This is a genomic window from Mesorhizobium amorphae CCNWGS0123 (assembly GCF_001686985.1).
Lineage (GTDB): Bacteria > Pseudomonadota > Alphaproteobacteria > Rhizobiales > Rhizobiaceae > Mesorhizobium > Mesorhizobium amorphae.
The window spans coordinates 664,925-682,006 of sequence record NZ_CP015318.1 but is presented as its reverse complement, the minus strand read 5'-3'; the positions used below and the strand labels follow the sequence as shown (position 1 = coordinate 682,006).

Annotated in this window: 19 protein-coding genes; 16 read left to right on the top strand and 3 right to left on the bottom strand. The window is 64.6% G+C overall.

Annotated elements, in window-relative coordinates:
• Nucleotides 1-33: 33 nt before the first annotated feature.
• The gene (locus A6B35_RS03195; protein ID WP_006202209.1) at nt 34-1,242 is read left to right on the top strand and encodes a GGDEF domain-containing protein; all 1,209 of its coding nucleotides are present in this window, start codon (nt 34-36) and stop codon (nt 1,240-1,242) included.
• Here the strand turns inward: A6B35_RS03195 and A6B35_RS03190 are convergent.
• Complete coding sequence (locus tag A6B35_RS03190; RefSeq protein WP_040582765.1) at nt 1,226-1,585, bottom strand: hypothetical protein; 360 nt, start codon at nt 1,583-1,585, stop codon at nt 1,226-1,228. The two genes, A6B35_RS03195 and A6B35_RS03190, sit on opposite strands and share 17 nt — an antisense overlap.
• Before the next feature lie 249 nt (nt 1,586-1,834).
• On the opposite strand from A6B35_RS03190, the gene A6B35_RS03185 reads away from it, so the two are divergent.
• The 7 genes from A6B35_RS03185 to A6B35_RS03155 all read left to right on the top strand — a co-directional run bounded on the left by A6B35_RS03185 (nt 1,835) and on the right by A6B35_RS03155 (nt 7,080).
• Nucleotides 1,835-2,197, top strand: coding sequence for a hypothetical protein (locus tag A6B35_RS03185; protein WP_006202211.1), 363 nt, complete (start codon nt 1,835-1,837; stop codon nt 2,195-2,197).
• A gap of 236 nt (nt 2,198-2,433) precedes the next feature.
• Nucleotides 2,434-2,853 carry a succinate dehydrogenase, cytochrome b556 subunit gene (gene sdhC, locus A6B35_RS03180; RefSeq protein WP_006202212.1) on the top strand — a complete coding sequence of 140 codons (420 nt, stop codon included), beginning with the start codon at nt 2,434-2,436 and terminating at the stop codon, nt 2,851-2,853.
• A gap of 2 nt (nt 2,854-2,855) precedes the next feature.
• Nucleotides 2,856-3,251, top strand: coding sequence for a succinate dehydrogenase, hydrophobic membrane anchor protein (sdhD, locus tag A6B35_RS03175; protein WP_006202213.1), 396 nt, complete (start codon nt 2,856-2,858; stop codon nt 3,249-3,251).
• 2 nt (nt 3,252-3,253) lie between these two features.
• Nucleotides 3,254-5,092, top strand: coding sequence for a succinate dehydrogenase flavoprotein subunit (sdhA, locus tag A6B35_RS03170; RefSeq protein WP_006202214.1), 1,839 nt, complete (start codon nt 3,254-3,256; stop codon nt 5,090-5,092).
• Nucleotides 5,093-5,094: 2 nt separating this feature from the next.
• A complete protein-coding gene (locus tag A6B35_RS03165) occupies nt 5,095-5,529 on the top strand; it encodes a DUF3052 family protein (protein ID WP_006202215.1) in 435 nt (144 codons plus the stop codon).
• The gene (locus tag A6B35_RS03160; RefSeq protein WP_006202216.1) at nt 5,529-6,308 is read left to right on the top strand and encodes a succinate dehydrogenase iron-sulfur subunit; all 780 of its coding nucleotides are present in this window, start codon (nt 5,529-5,531) and stop codon (nt 6,306-6,308) included. The genes A6B35_RS03165 and A6B35_RS03160 overlap by 1 nt, the downstream gene beginning before the upstream one ends.
• 139 nt (nt 6,309-6,447) lie before the next feature.
• On the top strand, nt 6,448-7,080 hold the full coding sequence (locus A6B35_RS03155) for a YceH family protein (protein WP_065518147.1): 633 nt from the start codon (nt 6,448-6,450) through the stop codon (nt 7,078-7,080).
• A 54-nt stretch (nt 7,081-7,134) separates the two neighbouring features.
• On the opposite strand, the gene A6B35_RS03150 is transcribed toward A6B35_RS03155, so the two are convergent.
• On the bottom strand, nt 7,135-7,560 hold the full coding sequence (locus A6B35_RS03150; protein WP_040584113.1) for an OsmC family protein: 426 nt from the start codon (nt 7,558-7,560) through the stop codon (nt 7,135-7,137).
• A gap of 211 nt (nt 7,561-7,771) precedes the next feature.
• On the opposite strand from A6B35_RS03150, the gene A6B35_RS03145 reads away from it, so the two are divergent.
• The 3 genes from A6B35_RS03145 (at nt 7,772) to A6B35_RS03135 (ending at nt 9,053) form a co-directional block, all read left to right on the top strand.
• Complete coding sequence (locus tag A6B35_RS03145) at nt 7,772-7,999, top strand: hypothetical protein (RefSeq protein WP_006206116.1); 228 nt, start codon at nt 7,772-7,774, stop codon at nt 7,997-7,999.
• Nucleotides 7,996-8,352, top strand: a complete 357-nt coding sequence (locus tag A6B35_RS03140; RefSeq protein WP_006206115.1) for a YciI family protein — start codon at nt 7,996-7,998, stop codon at nt 8,350-8,352. Before A6B35_RS03145 ends, A6B35_RS03140 begins: the two co-directional genes overlap by 4 nt.
• Nucleotides 8,353-8,525: 173 nt before the next feature.
• Nucleotides 8,526-9,053 carry a hypothetical protein gene (locus tag A6B35_RS03135; RefSeq protein ID WP_040584111.1) on the top strand — a complete coding sequence of 176 codons (528 nt, stop codon included), beginning with the start codon at nt 8,526-8,528 and terminating at the stop codon, nt 9,051-9,053.
• Between the two features lie 7 nt (nt 9,054-9,060).
• Here the strand turns inward: A6B35_RS03135 and A6B35_RS03130 are convergent, their stop codons facing one another.
• Nucleotides 9,061-10,323: a ubiquinone biosynthesis hydroxylase gene (locus A6B35_RS03130; protein ID WP_065518146.1), complete on the bottom strand. Its 1,263-nt coding sequence runs from the start codon at nt 10,321-10,323 to the stop codon at nt 9,061-9,063.
• A gap of 115 nt (nt 10,324-10,438) precedes the next feature.
• On the opposite strand from A6B35_RS03130, the gene tesB reads away from it, so the two are divergent.
• The 5 genes from tesB (at nt 10,439) to A6B35_RS03105 (ending at nt 17,008) form a co-directional block, all read left to right on the top strand.
• On the top strand, nt 10,439-11,302 hold the full coding sequence (gene tesB, locus A6B35_RS03125; protein WP_006206119.1) for an acyl-CoA thioesterase II: 864 nt from the start codon (nt 10,439-10,441) through the stop codon (nt 11,300-11,302).
• Nucleotides 11,303-11,566: 264 nt separating this feature from the next.
• Nucleotides 11,567-11,905 carry a P-II family nitrogen regulator gene (locus tag A6B35_RS03120; protein WP_006201125.1) on the top strand — a complete coding sequence of 113 codons (339 nt, stop codon included), beginning with the start codon at nt 11,567-11,569 and terminating at the stop codon, nt 11,903-11,905.
• Nucleotides 11,906-11,936: 31 nt separating this feature from the next.
• Nucleotides 11,937-13,367 carry an ammonium transporter gene (locus tag A6B35_RS03115; protein ID WP_006201126.1) on the top strand — a complete coding sequence of 477 codons (1,431 nt, stop codon included), beginning with the start codon at nt 11,937-11,939 and terminating at the stop codon, nt 13,365-13,367.
• Between the two features lie 271 nt (nt 13,368-13,638).
• Nucleotides 13,639-13,914, top strand: a complete 276-nt coding sequence (locus tag A6B35_RS03110; protein ID WP_006201127.1) for a hypothetical protein — start codon at nt 13,639-13,641, stop codon at nt 13,912-13,914.
• Between the two features lie 427 nt (nt 13,915-14,341).
• Nucleotides 14,342-17,008 carry an FtsK/SpoIIIE family DNA translocase gene (locus A6B35_RS03105; RefSeq protein WP_006201129.1) on the top strand — a complete coding sequence of 889 codons (2,667 nt, stop codon included), beginning with the start codon at nt 14,342-14,344 and terminating at the stop codon, nt 17,006-17,008.
• Nucleotides 17,009-17,082 lie beyond the last annotated feature (74 nt).

Here is a 17,082-nt window from a genome sequence, read left to right as displayed (position 1 = left end):
GATGGTTTGCTGTCCCGCGGGGTATGAAGAACCATGGGCAGCGCCGAATTCATTCTGATTATCAATCTGTTCGTCGCCGGCCTGCTGGCGGCGGCCTTCATGATGATCGCCATCCACGACGTGGGCCGCGTGTCGGCGCGCTGGCTGGCGTTCGGCTACATGCTGGGCATGGCCTATTTCGCCATCGAATTCAGCATCCCGGCCTTCGACAATGCCCGGCCGGTGGTTGTCACGGCCTTTGCCGTGTTCCTCGGCGCCACCATCGCCTTCAATGGCGGGTTGGCCCATAAATACGGTGTGACGCCGCCCTGGCCGCCGATGCTGGCCTTTCTGGCCGTCGCTTCGGTCGCGGTCTGGTTCGTGCAGGATCTGCCGCGCCATTCGCTGACCCGCATGATGGCCTACCAGCTTCCCTACGCAGCCATGCAGTTCGCGGCCCTCGGCATCGTCTGGTCGTCCAGGCAAAGGCGCGAGCGGCTCGACGCCCTGCTGATGGCCGTCCTGGCCGCCAGCGCCGCGCAATTCGCCTCGAAGCCGTTCATCGCGCATGCCCTGGGCGGCTGGGGCGCCAATCCGCAAGCCTATGGGCAGACCGTCTACGCGTTGGTGTCGCAATCGGTTGGCACGGTGTTCGGCTTCGCGCTGGCGCTGCTGGCGCTGGCGATCCTGGTGCGCGACGTGCTGGCCGAAGCGACGTCGAAGTCGGAGACCGACACGCTGTCGCGGCTGCTCAACCGCGGCGGCTTCGAGCGCCATGCCGAGATCGCGCTGAAGGACGCGGTGCGCCAGGGCGTTCCGGTGGCGCTTGTCATCGCCGATCTCGATCATTTCAAGAGCATCAACGACAGCTACGGCCACGCCGCCGGCGACCGCGTCATCGAGACGTTTGCCGGCTTCCTGCGCGAGGCGGCGGCCGAGCATCACGTCGCCGGCCGCATCGGCGGCGAGGAGTTCGCCATCATACTGCCGGGCACCAATCTTGCCGCGGCGCGGCTGTTCGCCGAAGGCGCGCGCAGCGCTTTCGGCGCGCTGCCGATCGACAGCCTGCCGGTCGAACATCGCTGCACCGCCAGCTTCGGCGTCGCCGAGCTTGATGCGGGCGAGGATTTTTCCGATCTGCTGCGGCGCGCCGACGAGGCGCTGTATCAGGCCAAGGGCAGCGGCCGCGACTGCGTGCGCGTCTCGGCTGGACCGGCCGCGCGGCAAGACCGCGCGATGTCCAAGGTCAGCGGCAAGGGCTGAGGTTTGGCATCTCGCCGTCGGAGAGGCCGTACATATAGGAGCGGCCCTTCACGAAGACCGGTGGCTGGTAGCAGCCATGGTCCGAGACATCGTCCGATTCGTTCTCATAGATCACGTCGGGCTGGCCGGCGCCGGTGTAGTCGGACAATTCCTTGGCTAGCTTGCCCTCGCCGACGATGATGCGCTTGTAGCCGGCGGCGCTGTCGATGACGAGATTGCCGAAGGAATCGGCATAGACGCGATCATGGTGGCGCGACCATGCCATTGCGGGTGCCGCGAAGCCGACGGACATCACCGCCAGCGTGAGCGCCGCGAGGCGCAGTCTGCCCGAATTCGAACGCATGGCGTCCTCCATCTTCTACGACCTTTTTGGTCCGGAGCCTGTTCGAATCAGAAATTAACCTTTTCTTAACCTTTGTTAATAGCCCGACGGCTTTCGGGGCAGGATCTTGATGAACATGGTTAATATCCGGCGGTCGGCGGCCATCTTTCGGCCATGCTTGCCCGCACCATCGCCGGCCCAGGGGCTAAGGTCTGGTGACCTTGATCTGGCGAGGCATCGTGGCTAGCTTGCCGCGCGGGAGGACAGCATATGGCGTTACGCCGGGCATTTCGGGTGGCGCCGTTGGTTTTGCTGCTCTTGGCCGTAGCGGCCTGCGTGCCGCAAAACAGCGCGCCGAAGGCTGGAAATGCCGCCGCCCCCACGGCCACCGACCTGACGGCGCCGCAGCCGCGCACTGCCACCTACAACTGCGCCGACGGCGGCAGGATGACCATCGAAAACCTGGGCACGTCGCTGCGCGTGATCGGTCCCGACGGCACGATCGAGGATCTGCCGGCCTCGCCCGCCAACCAGAACAGCCGCTTCGGCATCGCACATGACGCAATCGTGATCGACGGGCGCGACGCGCTGGTCATGAAGGGCGGAAAGACGCCGCTCACCTGCACACGGTAATGCGATCCTACAGGTATACCGCACTGCAGCGAACGTTGCGCCGGCTTCGAGCCGGTGCCCTAATCGATTGAAGCAAAAGACTGCCGATTTGTCAGACTAAATGACGTTTCCAAAACGATTTTCTGGCTTTGACGCGGTGCAAAAAGAGCATTAGAAACCGCTTGTCCGAAGTCGCATCCGGAAGCGGCAATGCCGCTTTCCGCTTGGGGCTTGAGCGACGCCGAACTGGGGGAGCCATGAGCAAATCACCAGCCACCCGCGCAACTGCCAGACGTGAACGGCCGCTGTCGCCGCATCTGACCGTGTACCGGCCGCCGATCACCATGACGATGTCGATCATCCATCGCATCACCGGCGGCGCGCTCTATTTCGGCACGCTGCTGGTGGCGCTCTGGCTGATGGCTGCGGCGAGCACCGAGGCCACCTTCGATCTCGTCAACTGGGCCTTCGGTTCGTGGCTGGGACGGCTGGTGCTGTTCGGCTACACTTGGGCGCTTGTGCACCACATGCTGGGCGGCGTGCGCCATTTGGTCTGGGACACCGGCGCCGGGCTTGAGAAGCACACCGCCTCGAAGATCGCCTGGGCGACGCTGGCCGGTTCGATCGCGCTGACGCTGCTGATCTGGATCGCCGGCTACATGGCGCGGGGAGCCTGACCATGAGCGGCAAGAATACCGATATGCGCACGCCGCTGGCCAAGGTCCGTGGTCTTGGCTCGGCCCGCGAGGGCACCGAGCATTTCTGGCGCCAGCGCCTTACCGCAATCGCCAACATCCCGCTGACGCTGTTCTTCGTCGGCTTCCTGATCGCGCTCAACGGCGCCGGCTATGCCGAGGTGCGGGCAGCGCTCGCCAATCCGTTCGTGGCGCTGATCCTGGCGCTGGTGCTGATCTCGGGGCTCTACCATATGCGGCTCGGCATGCAGGTCATCATCGAGGATTACGTGCATGGCGAGGGCATGAAGCTGGCGCTCATCGCACTCAACACATTCTTTTCCATAGCGGTCGGCGTCGCCTCGCTCTTCGCCCTGCTCAAACTGGCATTCGGAGGCTGACGTTGGCCAAGGACGCAAAAGCCGCCAGCACGGCTTCCGCCTATACCTATGTCGACCACAAGTTCGACGTGGTGGTCGTCGGCGCCGGCGGTGCCGGCCTGCGCGCCACGCTCGGCATGGCCGAGCAGGGGCTGCGCACCGCCTGCATCACCAAGGTGTTCCCGACCCGCTCGCACACAGTGGCAGCGCAAGGCGGCATCGCCGCATCGCTGTCCAACATGGGGCCGGACTCCTGGCAGTGGCACATGTACGACACCGTCAAAGGATCGGACTGGCTGGGCGATGTGGACGCCATGGAATATCTGGTGCGCGAAGCACCGGCCGCCGTCTACGAACTCGAGCATTACGGCGTGCCGTTTTCGCGTACCGAAGAGGGCAAGATCTACCAGCGGCCGTTCGGCGGCCACATGATGAATTTCGGCGAGGGCCCGCCGGTGCAGCGCACCTGTGCCGCCGCCGACCGCACCGGCCACGCCATCCTGCACACGCTCTACGGTCAGTCGCTGAAGAACAACGCGCAGTTCTTCATCGAGTATTTCGCGCTCGACCTGATCATGGAGCCGGACGGCACCTGCACCGGCGTTGTCGCCTGGAACCTCGACGACGGCACCATCCATCGCTTTTCAGCGAAGATGGTGGTGCTGGCAACCGGCGGCTATGGCCGCGCCTATTTCTCGGCGACGTCGGCGCATACCTGCACCGGCGACGGCGGCGGCATGGCCGCACGTGCAGGCCTGCCATTGCAGGACATGGAGTTCGTGCAGTTCCACCCGACCGGCATCTACGGCGCCGGCTGCCTGATCACAGAAGGCGCGCGCGGTGAGGGCGGCTATCTCGTCAACTCCGAGGGCGAGCGCTTCATGGAGCGTTACGCGCCGTCGGCCAAGGACCTTGCCTCGCGCGACGTGGTTTCGCGCTGCATGACGCTGGAGATCCGCGAAGGGCGCGGCGTCGGCAAGAACAAGGACCACATCTTCCTGCATCTCGACCATCTCGATCCGGCGGTGCTGCATGAGCGGCTGCCCGGCATTTCGGAATCGGCCAAGATCTTTGCCGGCGTCGACCTGACCAAGGAGCCGATCCCGGTGCTGCCGACGGTGCACTACAATATGGGCGGCGTGCCGACCAATTACTGGGGCGAGGTGCTCAATCCGACGGCGACGAGCCCGGACAAGGTGTCGCCCGGCCTGATGGCGGTCGGCGAGGCAGGCTGCGCCTCGGTGCACGGCGCCAACCGGCTGGGCTCCAACTCGCTGATCGACCTGGTGGTGTTCGGCCGCGCGGCGGCGATCCGCGCCGGCCAGGTCATCGACCGCAAGGCGGCGATCTCTGCGCCCAACGAAGCCTCGGTCGAGAAGATCATGGGCCGCTTCGACCGGCTGCGCCACGCCAACGGCTCGACGCCGACGGCGGTGTTGCGCGAGAAGATGCAGAAAGCGATGCAGGACGACGCGGCGGTGTTCCGCACCCAGGAGTCGCTCGAGAACGGCTGCAAGCGCATTTCGCAGATCTGGGGCGAGCTGAAGGACATCAAGGTGTACGACCGCTCGATGATCTGGAACTCCGATCTGGTCGAGACGCTGGAGCTGGAGAATTTGATGGCCAACGCCATCACCACGGTCTACGGCGCCGAGGCGCGCAAGGAGAGCCGCGGGGCGCATGCGCGCGAGGATTTCTCGGCGCGCGACGATGCAACCTGGCGCAAGCATACGCTTTCGAGGCTAAGCGAAGACGGCAACGTGACGCTTTCCTATCGGCCGGTGCATACCGAACCGCTGCTGGCGGAAAAGGACGGCGGCATCAACCTCGCCAAGATCGCGCCAAAGGCCAGGGTGTACTGACCATGGCGCTGGCGGCAGCGGGATATTCCGACACGCCCCTTCCGGCCAAGCTCGGCCTGAAGGACGGGATGGTCGCCGCTTTCATCGCGCTGCCGCCGGAACTCGACGAATTGGCCGATGCCGTCAATTTCGCCCAGGTTGACCGGCTGGCCGAATGGTCGGCGATCTCGGGCAGCCTGAAGTATGACGCCGTCCACGCCTTCACCCGGCAGCGCGCCGAGATCGAGGATCGGCTCGGCGATGTCGAAACGGCGATCAAGCGCGACGGCATGGTGTGGGTCTCGTGGCCGAAGAAGGCATCGAAGGTGCCGACCGATGTCACCGAGGACGTCATTCGCGCCGAGGCACTGAAGCGCGACCTCGTCGACGTCAAGGTCGCCGCCGTCAACGAGATCTGGTCCGGGCTGAAGCTCGTCATCCGAAAGGACCGCAGGTAATGGTCGAACTCACGCTCCCGAAGAACTCGAAGATCCAGCAGGGCAAGACCTGGCCGAAGCCGGAGGGCGCCACCAATCTGCGCGAGTACCGGATCTACCGCTGGTCGCCGGACGATGACGAGAACCCGCGCATCGACACCTACTTCGTCGACATGGACGATTGCGGGCCGATGGTGCTCGACGCGCTGCTTTGGATCAAGAACAAGATCGATCCGACGCTGACGCTGCGCCGCTCCTGCCGCGAGGGCATTTGCGGCTCCTGCGCCATGAACATCGACGGCTCGAACACGCTGGCCTGCACCAAGGGCTGCGACGACATTTCCGGTGCGGTCAAGGTCTACCCGCTGCCGCATATGCAGGTGGTCAAGGACCTGGTGCCCGACCTCACCAATTTCTACGCCCAGCACGCCTCGATCGAGCCGTGGCTGAAGACGGTGTCGCCACAGCCGGCCAAGGAATGGCTGCAGAGCCATGAGGATCGCGAGAAGCTCGACGGGCTCTACGAATGCATATTGTGCGCCTGCTGCTCGACCTCGTGCCCGAGCTACTGGTGGAACGGCGAGCGCTATCTCGGTCCGGCGACGCTGCTGCAGGCCTATCGCTGGCTGATCGATAGCCGCGACGAGGCCAAGGGCGACCGGCTCGACAATCTCGAGGATCCGTTCCGCCTCTATCGCTGCCACACCATCATGAACTGCGCCCAGACCTGCCCCAAGGGGCTGAACCCGGCCAAGGCGATCGCCGAGATCAAGAAGATGATGGTGGAGAGACGGGTTTAGGTTTTCGGCCCCTCCTCTCGTAAGCGGCGATCCTTCGCGCCCCCTCTGCCCTGCCGACTTTGAGAGGTCGGCCCTGTCGCGGCGCTCTGATGTCTGTCAAAATCACCGCGCCGAGAACCAGCAGCAAGTAGCCAACCCCATGACCGACACCGACCTTCCCATCCTCAATCCCGCCGAGGCCCGCGTGCTCGGTTGCCTGATCGAAAAGAAGGAGCTGACGCCGGATGTCTATCCGCTGACGCTCAATGCAGCACTTGCCGCCGCCAACCAGAAGACGGCGCGCGAGCCGGTGATGGCGCTCGAACAGACCGAGGTGCACCGGGCCCTGAAGCTGCTTGAGCAAAAGGGACTGGTGCGGCAGATGTTCGGTTCGCGCGTGGAGCGCTATGAGCATCAGATGGCGCAGCGGTTCTCGCTGACCACGCCGCAGGCCGCCTTGGTCGGCCTGCTCTTGCTGCGCGGGCCGCAGACCGCATATGAGCTGTTGGCGCGAAGCGAGCGCATGGCGCGGTTTTCGTCGATCGAGGATTTGCGCGGTGAACTCGACATGCTGATCGGCCGCCGGCCGCCGCTGATCCAAGAAATCCCGCGCGGGCCAGGCCAGCGCGAGGACCGCTACGTGCATCTGCTCGGCGGGCCGGTAGACATTGCAGTCCTAACGGCGCAGCGCAGCGCACCGGCCATGCCTGCGTCCGATCTGGAAGCGAGACTGGAGGCATTGGAGCAGGAAGTCGCAGCACTTCGCGCCCGGCTCGACGCGCTGGGCGCTTAGGACGGAAAACCCGGCGCGACCGACCATGCGCGCCGGATTTGGGATGGCTTCGTCTCAGCCGAGCTTGGCGTCGAGCGATACGTTGATGGCGCCGAGCGCCTTCGACACCGGGCAGCCGGCCTTGGCCTTCTCGGCCAATTCCTGGAATTTCGCGGCATCGATGCCCGGCACCTTGCCGACCACCGTAAGAGCGCTACCGGTGATCCCCGTACCGGGAACCAGCGTTACCACCGCCTTGGCGTCGACTCGGTCGGCGGGCGTGCCGTTCTCGGCCAGGAAATGCGAGAACTGCATGGCGAAGCAGCCGGCATGAGCCGCGGCGATCAACTCTTCCGGATTGGTGCCGGATTTGCCGCTCTCGTCTTCGAAGCGCGCCTTGAACGAATAGGGCGTGCCCTTGAGCGCCCCGCTCTGCGCGTCGAGCGTGCCTTTGCCCTCTTTCAGATTGCCTTGCCAGACGGCGTTTGCTGTGCGGTCCATGGAGTCCTCCTTGATTGTCGTGGTTGCGCCGGCCGGGCGGCGGCGTTCCTCCTGACTATAGCGCCGGCGCGCCGGAAGACCACCGCGAGCCGTCATGCATTGTCGGGCGGCGAAATTATTCTGAGAAAATGCGCGTGCAAAAATGTCGACTTCCATTCGCCTCGCTCGTCCTGCGGGCGGCCATGGGTTCGTGGCCGGATGGAGGCTCAAGATGGACAACCTGTTTTTCGCCCTATGGAAGAGGCCAGGCCGCAAGGCCGAGCGACCGGAAGATTTCTGGCTGCATCCGCCGCCTTCCGGTTTCGGCCGGCTGCTGGCGGCGGTCGCGATCATCGCGGTCGCGGCGTGCCTTCTCGATCACGCGGCGGCAGTCAAAGGCGCCGCTGACAGCGTCGCCGCCGCATCCTATGGTTCGTCACTGCAAGGGAGCCGGAAATGAAATATGTCTGCCTGGTCTATGGCGAGGAAAAAGACCTCCATGCGCTCACCGCCGAGCGGTCAGCCAAGCTCGACGCCGATTCGCTGGCCTATGACAGGTCGTTGGACCAGCAAGGCAAGCTGATCATCGCGCAGGCGCTGCAATCGGTGAAGACGTCGAAGTCGGTGCGGCGGCGCAAGGGCAAGCGGCTGGTCACCGACGGCCCCTTCACTGAGACCAAGGAGCAATTGCTCGGTTTCGTCATGATCGAAGCGAAGGATCTCGACGAGGCGCTGGAGATCGCCGGCAACATCCCGCTGGCTGAACTCGGCACGATCGAAGTCCGCGCGATCTACAACGTGCCGGGGTCATAGCCCAGCATCCTGCTCCCACCGTTGCGACGGGTGACTTGAAACCGCTGACTCCGATTGCGGTATCTAAAATGCCTGAATGGGACACTTCGGATTTCTTCGCCAGCCGCAACTCCGCAGTGTTGAAGCAAGGGAATACTTCTCGTATCCTCGCCACGGTTTTGGGGGATTTCGACATGCCTTTCCTGCTTGCTATCCTTGGCGTGTTGGGAGCGGCCGCGTTCTGGTGGTATCGGATGAAAGCCATGAACGAGGCCGCGCGGGACGTCGCGGATGTTGTCGGGCGGGTGCAAGGCAACATCCGGCGCAAGAAGCTGCGCAAGCAGGCCGCACTGTCGCCGCTGACGGCTATCGACGATCCGGTGGTGGCCGCCGCCACGCTGATCACCGCCATCGTCTCCGAGAACGGCCCCGTGCTGCCGCAGCGCGAAGCCGTCATCCGCTTGGTGATCTCGGAGATCGCCGACAAGAAGAAGACCGATGAGGCCGTGGTCTATGCCAAATGGGCGGCGGCACAGATCGACGACACCACGATCGTCATCGACAAGCTGGCGCCGTTCCTGCGCGAACGTCTCGACGTGGCCGAGCGAAACGATCTGCTGCAGATGGTGAACCGCGCCGCCCAGGGCGGCGAGAAAAAACTGGAGATAGCCGACCAGCGCATTCTGCGCCTGCGGCAGAAGCTCGGCTTCGAGGTCAACTGAGCGACGCTCAGATCGCCTCGCCTTTCAACAAGCGTGGCGTGTCGCCTGAAAGCCCCGATGCCTGGCGGATGAAGAAGTCCTTCAGCTTGGGCATGCGTTCGACGAGGCCGAGGCCGATGTCGCGGACAGTGCGCAGCGGGCCGATGTCGTTCGAAAACAGCCGATTCAGCACATCGGTGGTGATGCCCATCTGCACGGTGTCGAAGCGCCGCCACTGCTGGTAGCGTTCGAGCACGTCGAGTGCGCCGATGTCCTGTCCGAGGCGGTCGGCCTCGACCACCACTTCGGCAAGCGCGGCCACATCCTTGAAGCCGAGGTTGAGGCCCTGGCCGGCGATCGGGTGGATGCCGTGGGCGGCATCGCCGGCTAAAGCGATGCGCGGCGCGACGAAGGCGCGGGCGAGCGTCAGGCCAAGCGGCCAGGCGCGCGGCTTGTCGGCGACGTGGATCGCGCCGAGCTTGAGGCCGAAACGCTGTTCGAGCTCGTGCTCGAAGACGAGGTCGTCGCCGTCGACCAGTTTTTGCGCATCCTCCGAGCGTTCGACCCAGACGATCGACGAGCGGTTGGTGCCGCTGCCGTCCGGCTTGAGCGGCAATGTGGCGAAGGGGCCGGCGGGCAGGAAATGTTCCTCGGCGCGGCCATTGTGCGGGCGCTCATGCGCGACGGTGCAGACGATGCCGGACTGGCCATACTCCCATGTCACCGTCTTGATGCCGGCCATGTCGCGCAGCTTCGAATTGACGCCGTCGGCGGCGACCAGTAGGCGCGCCTTCAGTGTCGCGCCATCGGCCAGATGCACGGTGATGCCGGCGCCGTCGGTGTCGAAGGCGCTGACGGCGAGACCCTCGATGACGTCGATGCCGAGTTTTTCGGCGCGCCGGCGCAAGGCGCCGTTCAAATCCTTGTTGGCGACCATATGCGCGAAAGGCTCGCCGGGCGCCACCTCGCCGTCGAAGGTGAGAAACACCGGACGCACCGGATCGGATGCGCGCGAATCGGTGATGATCATGTCGGTGATCGCCTGCGCCTCCGGCGCGATTTCCTTCCAGACCTGAAGCTGTTCCAGCATGCGGCAGGCGGCCGCCGCGATCGCCGAGGCGCGGCCGTCTCTTTGCCAGACGCCGGCGGGCGCGGCGTCGACCACGGCGACGGCGAGGCTGGGACGTGCCTGTTTCAGCGCCACGGCGCTGGCCAGGCCGACATAGCCGGCGCCGGCGACCAGCACGTCGAGCGAGGCCCGGGTTTTCGCATCCGCCTTGCGGTCAACCATGACAAATTCCTTTCGTGGCCCTGGCCCTTGCCGGCCATGTCCGGCCATTCGGCCTTGACTGCCCGTCATTCCTGTCGGAAACCGCCATAACACTTCCGCGGATGGAGCGCGAAACATGACAGCGGCCATGGACGAGCTTCTCGGCATTCTCGACCTCGAGCAGCTGGAACACAACCTGTACCGTGGTCGCAGCCCCAAGCTCGACTGGCAGCGCGTCTTCGGCGGCCAGACCATCGCCCAGGCGCTGGTCGCCGCCCAGCGCACGGTCGAGCCCGAGCGCCATGTGCATTCGCTGCACGGCTATTTCATGCGGCCGGGCGACACCACGGTGCCGATCGTCTACGAGGTCGACCGCATCCGTGACGGCGGCTCCTTCACCACGCGCCGCGTGGTCGCAATCCAGCACGGCCAGGCGATTTTCTCGCTGGAAGCCTCGTTCCAGCAGGACGAGGTCGGCCTCGAGCACCAGGTGCCGATGCCACAGGACGTGCCGGCGCCAGACAGCCTGCTGTCGCAGCGCGAATTGCTCGGCAAGTTCGGCGAGGCGGTTCCGGAAGGCATCAAACGCTATTGGGACCGCGACCGGCCGATCGAGATGAAGCCGGTGATGCTGAAGCACTATACGAGCCGGGAAAAGCTGGAGCCGGAGCAGAACATCTGGATTCGCACCACCGGGCCGGTGCCGGCCGACCGCGCCACGCAGGCGGCGGTGCTCGCCTATCTCTCCGACATGACGCTGCTCGATACCTCGACCTTCGCGCATGGCCGCGCCATCTTCGACCGCGACATCCAGGCGGCCAGCCTCGACCACGCCATGTGGTTCCACCGCAGCCATCCGCTCGACGACTGGATCCTCTACACGCAGGACAGTCCGTCGACTCAAGGCTCGCGCGGCTTTACGCGCGGCTCGCTGTTTGCCCGCGACGGCACGCTGATCGCCTCGGTTGCCCAGGAAGGGCTGATCCGGCTCAAGCGTTGAGCAGGACAGGAAGCGGTCGTATGCCGCTTCGGCCTGTCGAATAGGCATTTTCGAAAAATTGCCTATTTTTTAATCAGTGACAATGCCGTGACTGTGCACAGCCCGCCGTCCGGCGGCCTCCAATCTCTTTGTTTACAACAGGTTAACTGGCTGCTTCGGCAATTGGCACGGAGCTTGAATCCTAGCGGGCACTCTCCGGCTCTCATTGGGATCGGCGAAGTCGTGCAAACGCGGGGGACCCGCAACAGCAAAGGGTGAAACCTTATGAAAATCGTGATGGCTATCATCAAGCCGTTCAAGCTCGACGAGGTGCGCGAGGCGCTCACCGCAGTCGGCATCCAGGGCCTGACCGTCACCGAAGTCAAAGGCTACGGGCGTCAAAAGGGACATACGGAAATCTATCGCGGCGCGGAATACGCGGTCAGCTTCCTGCCGAAGATCAAGATCGAAGTCGCGGTCGCTCTCGACATGGTCGACAAGGCTGTCGAAGCCATCACGGCGGCGGCCAAGACCGGCCAGATCGGTGACGGCAAGATCTTCGTTTTCGGCATCGACCAGGCCGTGCGCATCCGCACCGGCGAAACAGACACAGACGCGCTTTGAGCAGCGAGCACGCATTCCAATGGAGAGTTCAATGAACATACCTTCCACCTTGAAGTCAGCGGCGCGCTCCGCGCTGCTGGGCTCGTTCGCGCTCGGAGCATTGGGCACCGTCGCCGCGCTGGCGCAGGAAGCGGCCCCCGCCGTCGCCGCGGCCGCGCCGGCAGCCCCCGCTTTCACCGTCGACAAGGGCGACACCACCTGGATGATGATTTCCACCGTGCTGGTGCTGTTGATGACCATTCCCGGCCTTGCCCTTTTCTACGGCGGCCTGGTTCGCACCAAGAACATGCTGTCGGTGCTGATGCAGGTCTTCACCATCACCAGCGTGGTCATGATCATCTGGGTCTTCTACGGCTACAGCCTCGCCTTCACCGCAGGCAACGCCTTCATCGGCGGCCTGTCCAAAGCGTTTCTCTCCGGTGTCAGCGTATCGACGCTCTCGGAAACCTTCACCAAGGGCGTCGCCATTCCTGAGCTGGTGTTCGTCGTCTTCCAGATGACCTTCGCCTGCATCACGCCCGCGCTGATCGTCGGCGCCTTCGCCGAACGCGTCAAATTCTCGGCCGTGATCCTTTTCGTCATCCTCTGGGTGACGTTCGTCTACTTCCCGATCGCGCACATGGTCTGGTTCTGGGGTGGTCCGAGCGCCTATTCCGATCCGTCCGGGCTGATCTTCAGCTTCGGCGCCATCGACTTCGCCGGCGGCACGGTCGTTCACATCAATGCGGGCATCGCCGGCCTCGTCGGCGCGCTGATGATCGGCAAGCGCATCGGCTACAAGAAGGACATCATGGCGCCGCACTCGATGACGCTGACCATGGTTGGTGCTTCGCTGCTGTGGGTCGGCTGGTTCGGCTTCAACGCCGGTTCGAACCTCGAGGCGAACGCCTACGCGGTGCTCGCCATGATCAACACCTTCGTCGCCACGGCGGCGGCGGCTGTGACCTGGACCGTGCTTGAATCGCTGCTGCGCGGCAAAGCGTCCATGCTGGGCATAGCTTCCGGCGCGGTGACCGGCCTCGTCGCCGTCACGCCGGCTGCCGGCTTTGCCGGGCCGATGGGTGCCATCGTGCTCGGCATCGTCGCCACCTTCGTCTGCTACTTCTTCGTCTCGGTGGTGAAGAACACGTTCGACTATGACGACAGCCTCGATGTCTTCGGCGTCCACTGCGTCGGCGGCATCATCGGCGCGCTCGGCACCGGCATCCTGGTCAACCCTGCCCTCGGCGGTGCCGGTATCGTCGACTATTCGACGGCCGATTTCGCCGCCGGCTATGCCGGCACGGCCACCCAGTTGCTGGCGCAGGGCAAAGGCGTGCTGGTGACCGTGCTCTGGTCGGGCATCGGCAGCGCCATCCTCTACAAGATCGTCGACTTGATCGTCGGTCTGCGTCCGTCGGCCGACGCAGAGCGCGAAGGCCTCGATCTCACCTCGCATGGCGAAGCGGCCTATCACTCGTAAGCCTCGCCAGTGCCGGGCGGCCTGCGCCGCCCCGCATCCTCCCATCCCGTCGTGACGCTCCCGAAAAGGGCTCACGCATTGAGGCCCGGACCTGTTCCGGGCCTCTTTTTTGTCCGGAAGTGCGTGCGCGGCCATCCCGGCGGCCCGATCACTATCAGTTGATCGGGCGCGTCTTCGGGCTTCCGGCCTGAAACATCCGGCATGCCGGTTCCGAACTGGGGTGGCGATCGTCGCTTGGGCGCCCGCGAACTACAGGGAAGGAAACCATCTCATGAATATCAGGAATATCTGCCTTGGAGCGCTTGCTCTTTCCATGGTCAGTGGTGTGTCGTTCGCCGGCGCTCTCGACTCACCGGACAACATGGCGCCGTTCTTCACCGACAGCAGCATGAAGACCATGAAGCCAAAGGCCGAGTTCAAGGCGGCCTGGGACTCGATGACCAAGGACAAGCAGGAAGCGATGATGAAGGAATGCCAGGATGCGGCGATGAGCAAGCCGTATGCCGAATTCTGCGCCAATTTGCAGGCGCTCGGCGGCGCCAACTGAGATGACATGGATCAGGCCCACGCGAACCTGATCTTTCCGAGCAAGCGATGGGTCCGCCATTTTTGTTGGTAGGGATCCGGCCCGCCAAGCATCAAGCGAATGTGATTTAGAGTGATTCCACAGGCGCATCGTTTGTCGGCTAGCTTGCGCCTCGATCCCACCCCCGGATCAGCGGAGGGCCAAATCCCACTTTCGCCCTCCTCAAGAAAGGCCTCGCTGGCTCCGGCTCGCGAGGCTTTTTTGCGTCGACCCGTCCGGCTCGGAAAAGCGGGCGTCGGCAGGCGTCCGCAACTCATGGTATCGGGTTTTGGCCGTCTCAACTTCTTATAGTTAATGCGGCCTTAACCTTCCCACAGATAGTCTGGCATCCGAATCTGCCGGAGTGCGTGTTGCGCCCGGCCAGTCCATGACAGACGGGGAACGAGGCATGCGTTCAGGGGCTTCAGCACCGCTCGCGCTGACCGATACGGGGCACGGCATCCAGGCATTCGCACGGCGCCAGGTCGGCCGGCTGGTCGGCGTCGCCCTGTTCGTGTTCGTTGCCTTCGGCATCGCCAGCCTCGCCACCTGGAACGTCGCCGATCCGAGTTTTTCCCACGCCACGGCCAACATCGTCACCAACGCCATGGGCTATACGGGCGCGGTCTTTTCCGACCTTGCCATGCAGTTCTTCGGTCTTGCCGCCGTTGCTGCCCTGGTGCCGGCGGTGATCTGGGGCTACCTGCTGTTTTCCGCGCGCGGCGTCGACAGGCTACCGAAGCGGGGGCTCACCTGGTTCGGCTTCGCGCTGCTCGCGGCGGCGATCGTCGGCTGCGTGACGCCGCCCAAGACCTGGCCGCTGCCGACCGGGCTCGGCGGCGTGTTCGGCGACATGGTGCTGAAGATCCCCGGCCTGGTCATCGGCGGCTATCCGACCGGTCTCTTCGCCAGTGTGCTCGCCGTGCTGCTTGCCGCGCCGGCGCTGTGGCTGTTCGCCTATGGCTCGGCGCTGATCGCACGCAAGAACGGCTTCGCCGTGCTCGAGCCGGCTGCCGCGCCCGATCCGCGAGAGGACGACCTGCTCTTCGACAATGACGAGGATGAGGGCGACGAAGGCATATTGGCGCTCGGCGCCATCACCCATTGGTGGCTGTCGCTGCGCGCGTGGATGCATCGCCGCGCCGTGCGCCGCCAGCAGGAGCGGGACGAGTTCGAGCCGGAGATGGAGCAGCGCTCCACTGCCTGGCGCCGTGCCGCCGAACGCGTCGAATCGGCTGAATATGCCGAGGCGCGGATGAGCCCGGGCGGCCGCGCCCGCGTCGAGCCGGAATTCTTCGCCGCCATGGTCAACGACCGCAGCGTTTCCGTCGACCCGGACGATGACGACGTCTTCGACAATGACGACGATGCCGATATGGACTTCGCCGCCGACGAGCCGGTCCAGCGCCGCGCCGCGCCGACCGCCAAGGTGCAGAACTTCCGCTCCGACGCGGCGACCCGCGTCGAGGCACCGGCGCCGCGTCCGGCTCCCGGCGCCCGTGTCCAGCGCGAGGCGCAGACCTCGCTGATCGGCTCGGAAACGTTCGAAATGCCGTCACTGCATTTCCTGTCCGAACCGAAGAACGTCGTGCGCGACGCGAGCCTGTCGAAGGACGCGCTGGAGCAGAATGCTCGCCTGCTCGAGGGCGTGCTGGAGGATTTCGGCGTCAAGGGCGAGATCATCCATGTCCGTCCCGGCCCGGTCGTCACGCTCTACGAGCTTGAACCCGCGCCCGGTATCAAATCCTCGCGCGTCATCGGCCTGTCCGACGACATCGCCCGCTCGATGAGCGCGATTGCCTGCCGCGTCGCCGTCGTGCCCGGCCGCAACGCCATCGGCATCGAACTGCCGAACGCCAAGCGCGAGACGGTCTATCTGCGCGAAATCATGGCCAGTCGCGATTTCGAGACCACCAAGGCGAAGCTGGCGCTGGCGCTCGGCAAGACCATCAATGGCGAGGCGGTCATCGTCGACATCGCCAAGATGCCGCACGTGCTGGTCGCCGGCACCACCGGCTCCGGCAAGTCGGTCGCCATCAACACCATGATCCTGTCGCTGCTCTACCGGCTGACGCCGCAGGACTGCCGGTTGATCATGATCGACCCCAAGATGCTGGAACTTTCGGTCTATGATGGCATCCCGCATCTTTTGACGCCGGTCGTCACCGATCCGAAGAAGGCGGTAGTGGCGCTGAAATGGACCGTGCGCGAGATGGAGGACCGGTACCGCAAGATGTCGAAGGTTGGCGTGCGCAACATCGACGGTTTCAACGCACGCGTCCAACAGGCGGAGAAAAAGGGCGAGAAAATCTCGCGCACCGTGCAGACCGGCTTCGACCGCCAGACCGGCGAGGCGATCTACGAGACCGAGAACCTCGATCTCGAGCCGATGCCCTACATCGTCGTCATCATCGACGAGATGGCCGACCTGATGATGGTCGCCGGCAAGGACATCGAAGGCGCCGTGCAGCGCCTGGCGCAGATGGCGCGTGCCGCCGGCATCCATGTCATCATGGCCACGCAGCGCCCATCTGTCGACGTCATCACCGGCACGATCAAGGCCAACTTCCCGACCCGCATCTCCTTCCAGGTGACGTCGAAGATCGACAGCCGCACCATTCTGGGCGAGCAGGGCGCCGAGCAGCTGCTCGGCATGGGCGACATGCTCTACATGGCCGGCGGCGGCCGCATCCAGCGCGTGCACGGGCCCTTCGTCTCGGACGACGAGGTCGAGAGGATCGTCGCCCATCTGAAGCTGCAGGGCGTGCCTGAATATCTCGACGCCATCACCGAGGACGATGGCGAGGACGACGACGACGAGCCGTCCGGCAAGGGCGGGTCCAGTGGCGGCGGTGGCGGCAATTTCGAGGATTCCGACGATCCCTACGACCAGGCGGTGGCCGTGGTGCTGCGCGACGGCAAGGCCTCGACCAGCTACATCCAGCGCCGGCTCGGCATCGGCTACAACCGCGCCGCCTCGATCATCGAGAAGATGGAGAAGGAGGGCATTGTCGGTCCGGCCAACCACGCCGGCAAGCGCGAGATCCTGGTGCCGACGGAGGACGACAAGTTCTGATGCGCCCGGCAGGGCGCTGCGAAGCGCCGTCCGGCAACCTTTGAACCTTCTGGCGCGTTGAAGCGACTGAGCGC